Source organism: Geitlerinema sp. CS-897, from assembly GCF_028368005.1.
Classification (GTDB): domain Bacteria; phylum Cyanobacteriota; class Cyanobacteriia; order Cyanobacteriales; family Geitlerinemataceae; genus Baaleninema; species Baaleninema simplex.
On record NZ_JAQNCQ010000356.1, the window covers coordinates 1 to 7,711 of the forward strand.

10 protein-coding genes are annotated in these 7,711 nt (G+C 52.3%); 6 read left to right on the plus strand and 4 right to left on the minus strand.

Translation table 11 applies throughout. The features are described 5' to 3' along the window. Positions 1–445: 445 nt before the first annotated feature. From POG22_RS22355 to POG22_RS22370, 4 genes are all read left to right on the plus strand, one after another. Positions 446–1,180, plus strand: coding sequence for a RusA family crossover junction endodeoxyribonuclease (locus POG22_RS22355; RefSeq protein WP_498907190.1), 735 nt, complete (start codon positions 446–448; stop codon positions 1,178–1,180). A 202-nt stretch (positions 1,181–1,382) separates the two neighbouring features. Beyond that, entirely contained in the window at positions 1,383–2,111 is a 729-nt protein-coding gene (locus tag POG22_RS22360) for an alpha/beta fold hydrolase (RefSeq protein ID WP_063718691.1), read from the plus strand. Positions 2,112–2,337: 226 nt separating this feature from the next. Then, on the plus strand, positions 2,338–2,772 hold the full coding sequence (locus tag POG22_RS22365; protein ID WP_017661201.1) for a ferritin-like domain-containing protein: 435 nt from the start codon (positions 2,338–2,340) through the stop codon (positions 2,770–2,772). 328 nt (positions 2,773–3,100) lie between these two features. Beyond that, positions 3,101–4,039 (plus strand): FTR1 family iron permease, encoded by a 939-nt coding sequence (locus tag POG22_RS22370; RefSeq protein ID WP_498907191.1) that lies wholly within the window; start codon positions 3,101–3,103, stop codon positions 4,037–4,039. Positions 4,040–4,110: 71 nt separating this feature from the next. Here POG22_RS22370 and POG22_RS22375 read toward each other — a convergent pair whose 3' ends face one another. The 4 genes from POG22_RS22375 to POG22_RS22390 form a co-directional block, all read right to left on the minus strand. Then, complete coding sequence (locus tag POG22_RS22375) at positions 4,111–4,494, minus strand: hypothetical protein (RefSeq protein ID WP_017661197.1); 384 nt, start codon at positions 4,492–4,494, stop codon at positions 4,111–4,113. A 214-nt stretch (positions 4,495–4,708) separates the two neighbouring features. Continuing rightward, a complete protein-coding gene (grxD, locus tag POG22_RS22380) occupies positions 4,709–5,032 on the minus strand; it encodes a Grx4 family monothiol glutaredoxin (protein ID WP_017661196.1) in 324 nt (107 codons plus the stop codon). Positions 5,033–5,088: 56 nt separating this feature from the next. Then, on the minus strand, positions 5,089–5,349 hold the full coding sequence (locus POG22_RS22385) for a BolA family protein (protein WP_017661195.1): 261 nt from the start codon (positions 5,347–5,349) through the stop codon (positions 5,089–5,091). Between the two features lie 110 nt (positions 5,350–5,459). After that, positions 5,460–6,038 (minus strand): LexA family protein, encoded by a 579-nt coding sequence (locus POG22_RS22390; RefSeq protein WP_017661194.1) that lies wholly within the window; start codon positions 6,036–6,038, stop codon positions 5,460–5,462. 293 nt (positions 6,039–6,331) lie between these two features. Here POG22_RS22390 and POG22_RS22395 point away from each other — a divergent pair, with 293 nt between their 5' ends. Further along, on the plus strand, positions 6,332–7,051 hold the full coding sequence (locus POG22_RS22395; protein WP_026097667.1) for a pyridoxine 5'-phosphate synthase: 720 nt from the start codon (positions 6,332–6,334) through the stop codon (positions 7,049–7,051). A gap of 69 nt (positions 7,052–7,120) precedes the next feature. Beyond that, positions 7,121–7,447 (plus strand): MgPME-cyclase complex family protein, encoded by a 327-nt coding sequence (locus tag POG22_RS22400; protein WP_026097666.1) that lies wholly within the window; start codon positions 7,121–7,123, stop codon positions 7,445–7,447. The last annotated feature ends 264 nt before the right edge of the window (positions 7,448–7,711 follow it).

The window sequence follows — 7,711 nt, forward strand, 5'->3', positions numbered from 1 at the left end:
ACTTCATAATTTTGTCGAGAAATATTATTGTAACTTATAAAGTGGACGAGTTAAGTCAATTCAGATTTATACCTTGAGCAAGACGGCTTCTTGTTCATTTTCCACCCCCAGCTTTTGATAACTTTTTCAGCAAACCCTAGTTAATATGGGTGCATTTCAACAATGTAAATCTATCGGAGACAAGCTGACCTACTCGATTGAGCTGTTGTTGGGTTTCGCGATCGCTTCACCCCTGGACTGAGCGAAGCCGAAGTTTAACCTACTTCAAACTCATGTTTTTACAAAAGTGAAATGCACTCCATATTATTTTGTTTGAATTTTAAGAACGTACTAAACGATCGAAAAAAACACTCAAAAATCTACTCAGTTTCATAAAAATATCGGCCGTTTTTAGAGAAATTAGGATACCCTACGTTTGCTAGACTTACTCGACGATCGCTCGCCCATGACAATCGCTCTAGACGACCTCGCCCGACAAATCGCCACCGAACACCAGCAGAGTTTGAACCATCCGACCACGGCGTTACTGACGGGGTGGAAAGTTGGGGTGTTACTGCAACGGGCGGCGCAACTTTGTCCGCCTTCCCAGTGGGAATCTTGGCTTCAACAGCGTTGTGGAATGTCGCTTGCCACAGCCCAAACCTATTTACAAGTGGCGCGATCGTGGTCTTCTGCCAGATTGCCGGTGGAAATGCCCGTACCCGAACGGTCTCCCGCCCCACCTGCGACTCCCCAAGCGCTCGACACGACCGAGGTGCGATCGCCTGCCACTTCCCCGACTCCTCCATCTCCTCAACCCCAAGCGTTGAGGTTCTTTCTTCCCGGTGTCGTGGTTCCTAAAGCTCGCCCTCGCGTCACCCGCTTCGGTACGTTTCTCCCCAAACGTTACCGACATTGGCGGTTGTGGGCTGAAGGAGAACTGCTGATGCAACTTCAAAAGCTCGATCCGATTCCCTCGCTTCCCTTGTCCAAAGCAGCGGTACGGATTCAATTTCGCGGCAAATTTCGCACTCAAGCCGATATTGACAACTTAGCGGGAGCGATTCTCGATGCCCTGACGGTCGGGGGCGCGGGCATTCTCCAAAACGACAACCTCTCCTGCGTGCCGAGTCTTCGAGTGGAATACATCGACAGGGATTCCGAGACGGGCGCTCGGATCGAGATCCAACCAATCATATAACTTATGTTAAAGTTTCAGCATTTATATCGAAGTTTAATTTATATAAATTTGTTGCTAATTATTCTCAGTTTTTGCAAAATCCTGCTAGGCTGTTAACGTCGCTGTTGACGATTGTTCTCAACAAAGGTCGAGAGCGACGGGCGATCGGTCGAACCTCGATCGCGCCCCAATCCGTTGTTTATTCCGTCACATCCGACGTACTATGGCTTCTTTCCCCAACGTTCTCTGGCTGAATCCGAATCCGAGCTGGCGACGGTTCCACCGTCCGCTAATGCAGTATATTTCGCAACAAAAGACGGTGGCAGAATGGGAATACCGCCAAACCCCGGACGAGCCGAGTAGTCTCGAGGCGGCGATCGAGCTGCTCGACGAGTATCTTTGCGATCGCGATCGCCCCATTCACCTCATCGGACACAGTACCGGGGGACTGTTGGGACTCTTGTACGCCCGTCGCTACCCCGAACGCGTCAACTCCTTGAGTCTTTTGGCGGTAGGCTGTCACTCCGCTATTGACTGGCAATGTCATTACTATGCCCAGCGTCAACTGCTCCCCTGTAGCCGTCAGATCGTGTTGGCGCAAATGGTGAAATCGATCGTCGGTTCCTGTTCTCCCTATCTGACAAAAACTTACGTGCGACTGCTCGAGGACGATCTAGAAACGTCTCCCTCTCCCCATTCCCTGTGGCGGCGAGAACGGATCGCACCGGGAGGGGTTCCCGTCCCCTTGTTTGTCGGGGGAAGTCGTCGCGACGCGATCGTCGATCGCCAACAACTTCAGGGGTGGGTTCCGTGGTTGAAACGGGGCGACTGTTTGTGGGAATATCCCCAAGGATCTCACGTTTTCCACTACAGCGACCCCCAAGCCGTCGGCGATCGCCTGTTGCAGTTTTGGCAATCGCTGCGAGTACCCACACAGCTATCAGCGGCGTAAGGCGATCGTTTCTCGAAATTTTAACTCGATCGCATCAAAGTCCTGCGATAGACTAGATAAGCTGTCGCACCTTTCGGCAGTTTTAAAGAATACGGTCGGACGCAAGATTTCGCGAGCGAACTTTATCCCTCGTTGGAAGTTCGAGCCTTGTTTTGACTCCTTCGAGTCAGCCCTTGCGATCGCCCGTCACTTTGACCGACTCCATCACCTACCTCCTTAATCGATTATGAAAGACCTCGATCTCGAAAAAACGATCGAACTCCTCAACACCATCATGGAATTCGAGTTAGCGGGTGTCGTTCGTTACACCCATTACTCCCTGATGGTGACCGGTCCGAACCGCATTCCCATCGTCGATTTTTTCAAAACCCAGGCCAACGAATCCCTCCTTCACGCCCAGCAAGCCGGAGAAATCTTAACGGGACTCGGCGGACATCCCAGTCAAAAAATAGCCCCCATAGAGGAAACGTATCAGCATTCCGTACCTGACTTGTTGAAAGAAAGTCTCAACCACGAAAAAAACGCTCTCGAACTCTATAAAACCTTGCTCGACCTCGTGCAAGATGCCAGCGTTTATCTCGAAGAATACACCCGTGGCACGATCGGAATTGAAGAACTTCATACGATCGAATTGCAAAAAATGCTGCGTGATTTCAGCTAACGCTCGTATACCGTTTGAAGTCAGTTCGGTGCGGCAATTTCCTCGAAGTCGTATCGATACATATTTCCGTCCCGTCTTCTGCGATCGCAGAGGGCGAACTTTTTTTAGTGGATTTTGACAGAGGAAAGGAGAGGGAAAACGAGTCAGACCGTTACAACCTCGCTGAAATTTCCTATTCTATAAAAGAGCTATGTTTGCGAGGCTTTCAAGAGCTGCATTTCTATAGCAGTCCCAAATGAGTCGTCAAAAATTAAAACACCAGAAAAAATCCGATTCCCCGTTCCCCGTTCCCCGTTCCCTGCTCCCGATACTGATTTAGGGTTGCTATATGACTTTCGATCTCACCGCCGCCCTTCCCACGTTCGCGATCGCCTTGCGAGAGGGCTTTGAAGCTGCTCTCGTTGTGGGTATCGTCCTGTCTTGCTTGAAAAAAGCCCGTCAAAGCCAACTCAATTCTTGGGTATTTGCAGGCGTCGCCGCCGGAATCGCAGCCAGCGCCCTCGTCGGGTGGTCGTTCCACAGTGGAATGCAAGCCCTTCGCGCCTCCGACCAACCTTACGCTCCCATCGTCGAACCCCTCCTCGAAGGAACGTTATGCGTTGTCGCCATTGCGATGTTGAGTTGGATGTTGCTGTGGATGACGCAACAGGCGAAATCCTTGAAATCTGAGGTCGAAGGCGCGATCGCCTCGGCCTTACAACGCAGCAGTGCGGCGGGATGGGGCGTGTTCGTCCTCGTCTTTATCGCCGTCTTGCGCGAAGGCTTTGAAACGGTCGTTTTCATCGTCGCCAAATTCCAGCAGGGACTCGTCCCGGTGTTGGGAGCGTTGGGCGGGTTAGGCGGGGCAGCGCTGTTAGGGGTGTTGTTGTTTCGCTGGGGCGTTAAAATCGACGTGCGCCAGTTTTTTCAGGTGATGGGCGTTTTCCTCCTGCTCGTCGTCTCGGGTTTGGTAGTGTCCGCTCTCAAACAAGTCAACGAAGCGATCGAAGCCTTGGCGCAACTGCAACCTCAATTTTCGGCTTGGTGCGATGGCGATGCTGCCTCTTGCATTCTCGGAAGTCAAGTCTGGGATTTACGCAACGTTTTACCTGACAAGCAGTTCCCAGGAATCGCACTGAAATCTCTTTTCGGCTATCGCGATCGCCTCTACGTCGCGCAAGCGATCGGCTACCTGGGATTTTTAGGGATTGCGGGATGGCTGTATTTCCGTAGCTTGGGCGGACAGTTGTTCCCGAAACGGGAGACACCCGAGCGATCTCGAGGATAGGGCGATCGCTCGATGCCAAAACCCGACGAACGGTGAGCTTCATCGGTGGCTTTCGAGTTCCCGATTTCAGCTTACTCGTCGATGACGATCGAGCGAATGCCTTCTTTTGCCACCAACGCCAACATCGATCCCAACTGCAACCAGACCAGTAGCCCAGTGGGAACGACGACAACTGCCGCGAGAATGTAAGCCAGTTGGGTGAAAATCCCGAACACCGACAAACTCGCCCCGACAAACCCGAAGGTAAACAGACAGGTCAAGCCATAGGCGACTGTCAGGTGGGGCGTTTTATAGTCGAGCTTCGGCGGTTGTCCCTCTGCGTTCCAGCGTGCGAACTGGTATTCCAAAATATCTTTAAAAATAATCCCGCACAGGATCGCGAAGGTGCAACAGAGAATAATGACCGTGTATTCCGGTGGATTGACGTAACTTTCGGGGGTTAAGTAAGGGTTCATAGAAACATTTAAAAGAGTCGAGAGTCTGTCGATCTTTCGCCGTTGTTAGCCCGCACTGTCACAATTCAACGTCGTTGCGACCACGGTAGGAATCTTGTCCCGCGACAAACGAGATCGATGCGTCTAGTTTGGAGAGTGATGGTGAAACCCCCTCCAGCGATCGGGAGGGGGTCGTCGCAAGGGTTTAAATCGAGGCGATCGAACGCACGAGAGGTTAGGATGCTAAAGCGATTTCCAGCATTTGCTGGAGTTCTCCGCTTTGATATAGCTCGATGGCAATGTCAGAACCGCCAACAAACTCGCCGTTGATGTACACTTGCGGAATTGTCGGCCAGTTCGAGTATTCCTTAATTCCCTGGCGAATTTCGGGGTTTTCGAGAACGTCAACCGTCTCGAAGGGAACGCCGAGGCTGTTGAAAATTTGCACGACGTTATTGGAAAAACCGCACTGGGGCATGAGTTTGTTGCCTTTCATGAACACCAGCACTTTGTGCTGCTTCATGAGGTTGTCGAGTTGTTCTTTGAGTTCCGGTGTCATCGTGTTTCCTAGAAAGGTCAGTAATCGGTTCGGTCGGTTAAAAAAATTTTAACAAGCTACGGGGCTTGACTGGCTGTCGCCCATCGTTCTGGGGTGTAGGTTTTGAGGGCGAGGGCGTGAATGGCTTCCGAGGCCATTTCTTTTTGTAAGGCACTGTAAACCAGTTGGTGTTGCTTGACGAGAGACAACCCCTGAAATTTTTCGGACACGACGATCGCTTCGAGGTGATCGCCCCCTCCCGTTAAGTCGCGCACTTGCACGTCGGCGTCGCCGAGTTCGGTTCGGATCAGTTCTGCAACCCGATCGAGACTGACCATAGTTCCTTCTTCCCGTTTTGAGACAGATTCTCACGTTATTGTATCGGCAGTTTTGCAAGTCGGGAAACCGTGCGTCCAGTTTGGGGCTGCGATCGGTTGGTCTCGATCTTCTAAAGCTTGTGAATTACGTTCGTCACGACCCCCAACACGCGAAAATTCATTTCTTCCGTAACGCGTAGGGGGAGGTAGTTCGCGTTTTCTGGCACCAACCACAAGGTAGTTTCGTCCCAACGGAGACGCTTGACGGTCAGTTCCCCATCGACGACCACGATCGCCACGCTGTCGTCTTTGGCTTCTAAGAGGGTATCGACGACGAGTAAATCCCCCGGATGGATTCCCGCCTCGATCATCGAATCGCCGTTCGCCCGCACGCAAAAGCTCGCCTCGGGATGGGGAGTCAGATATTGGTTGAGGTCGAGTTCGCGATCGACGTAATCTGTGGCCGGTGCGGGAAGTCCCGCTGCGACGGCGTCAGAATACAGGGGCAATCGAAACGGCGATTCGAGAGACTGACGCAAACGCTGGACGTGTTTGGCAATCCCTTGAGCTTTTGCGTTTTGCCAGTCCACCAGCAGATCGGTAAGCTGCTCGGCTAAACTGACGGGTAACCGCATCGCTTTCGTCGGTTCCCCATATTTTCCGGTTCCAGGCGGACGACCTGCCCCTAACCGTTTTCCACCACGAGCCATAATATTTCTCGCTACAATTCACTTTAGGTACGGTAATCAAAATTATAACGACTCTCGCGCCGTCGAGTAGAAAAGCGTGCGATCGAACGAGAAAAAACCGATCTCACCCCGTCGTGACGACCGAGGTTTCTCTCGAAACGGTGTCTTTAATCGAGAGAACAACTCAAAACGAATACGAGTTAAAAACGCGATCGCCCCCTCGCCATTTTCGATCGAGAATTCAGTCGTTCTCGACCTCCCACGATCCCGTAAAATATGGAGTGCAGGCATCTCTTAACGAGGAGACAAACAGATTGCCGACACTCGGAGTTAACATCGACCACATCGCGACGATCCGACAGGCGAGACGAACCACCGAACCCGATCCCGTGGCGGCGGCCGTTCTTGCTGAATTGGGGGGAGCCGACGGCATTACCACGCACCTACGGGAAGATCGCCGTCACATCCAAGACCGCGACGTTTACCTGTTGCGCCAAACGGTCAGCACCCATTTAAATTTGGAAATGGCAGCGACGGACGAAATGTTAAAGATCGCGCTCGACCTGAAACCGGATTACGTCACCCTCGTTCCCGAACGGCGGGAAGAAGTGACCACCGAAGGCGGTCTCGACGTAGCCGGCCAGTGCGATCGCCTCACCGAGATCGTCGGACAGTTGCAAGCGGCGGGAATTCCCGTCAGTCTGTTTGTCGATGCCGATGCCGCTCAACTCGACGCCTGTGCGGCCGCGCGAGCGAAATTTGTGGAACTGCACACGGGACAGTATGCCGAAGCGAAAACGGAAGGCGATCGCGATCGCGAACTCGAAGTTCTCAAAACGGGAACGGCGCGGGCGATCGCGTTGGGACTGCGAGTCAACGCCGGTCACGGTCTGACCTATCGTAACGTCTATCCCGTCGCCTGCATCGATGGGATGGAAGAACTCAATATCGGTCATACGATTATCTCCCGAGCCGCCCTGGTCGGCTTAGAACGAGCCGTTCGCGATATGAAACGCGCGATGGGCGTGGTTTGATTTCCGTTAGCGGCTCCAAATTCCTGACGAATTCCGAACTTGTTGTCTGAAATTGTTGAAATTGTCGATATGAAGACTTACTACTATCTCGTTGCCAGTCGAAAATTCTTGTTTGAAGACGAACCCCTCGAAGAAGTATTTCGCGAACGCAAGCGCAACTATCAAGAGCGGGAAAAAGAAATTGATTTTTGGTCGATCGATAGCCCGGCGTTTTTAGACGCCCCCGAACTGGCAGAGGTTAAAGCCAAATGTCCCCAACCGGCCGGGGCGATCGTTTCGCTAGATCCCAGCTTTATCACCTGGTTGAAACTGCGCTTAGAATACGTTTTAACCGGAGAGTTTGAAGCCCCTTCGGAAACGATTCCCGATCCCTTAGCCTCTCTTGTCTCTGCCTGATCTGCAATGGAGGCTTAGTGGTGCAGAAAAGTCCTGAAACCCTTGCTAGAAACGATATCGCCGTATTAAAGGGTTGGCCACGAAATCCCAGATCGGTAAATTGCTGCCGGAGATCTGGCTCGAGCCTAGTGCAGCGTCAAAACTTAATTTTAGGGTAGACCGAGGCCAGCTTGCAGCGTGCGTCCTCTACCTTCATCTGCCAGTCAACCCCGCGCTGGGAATGGTTAATGTCGCTCGACCAAGCAGCGGTTTCCGCTCGTAACT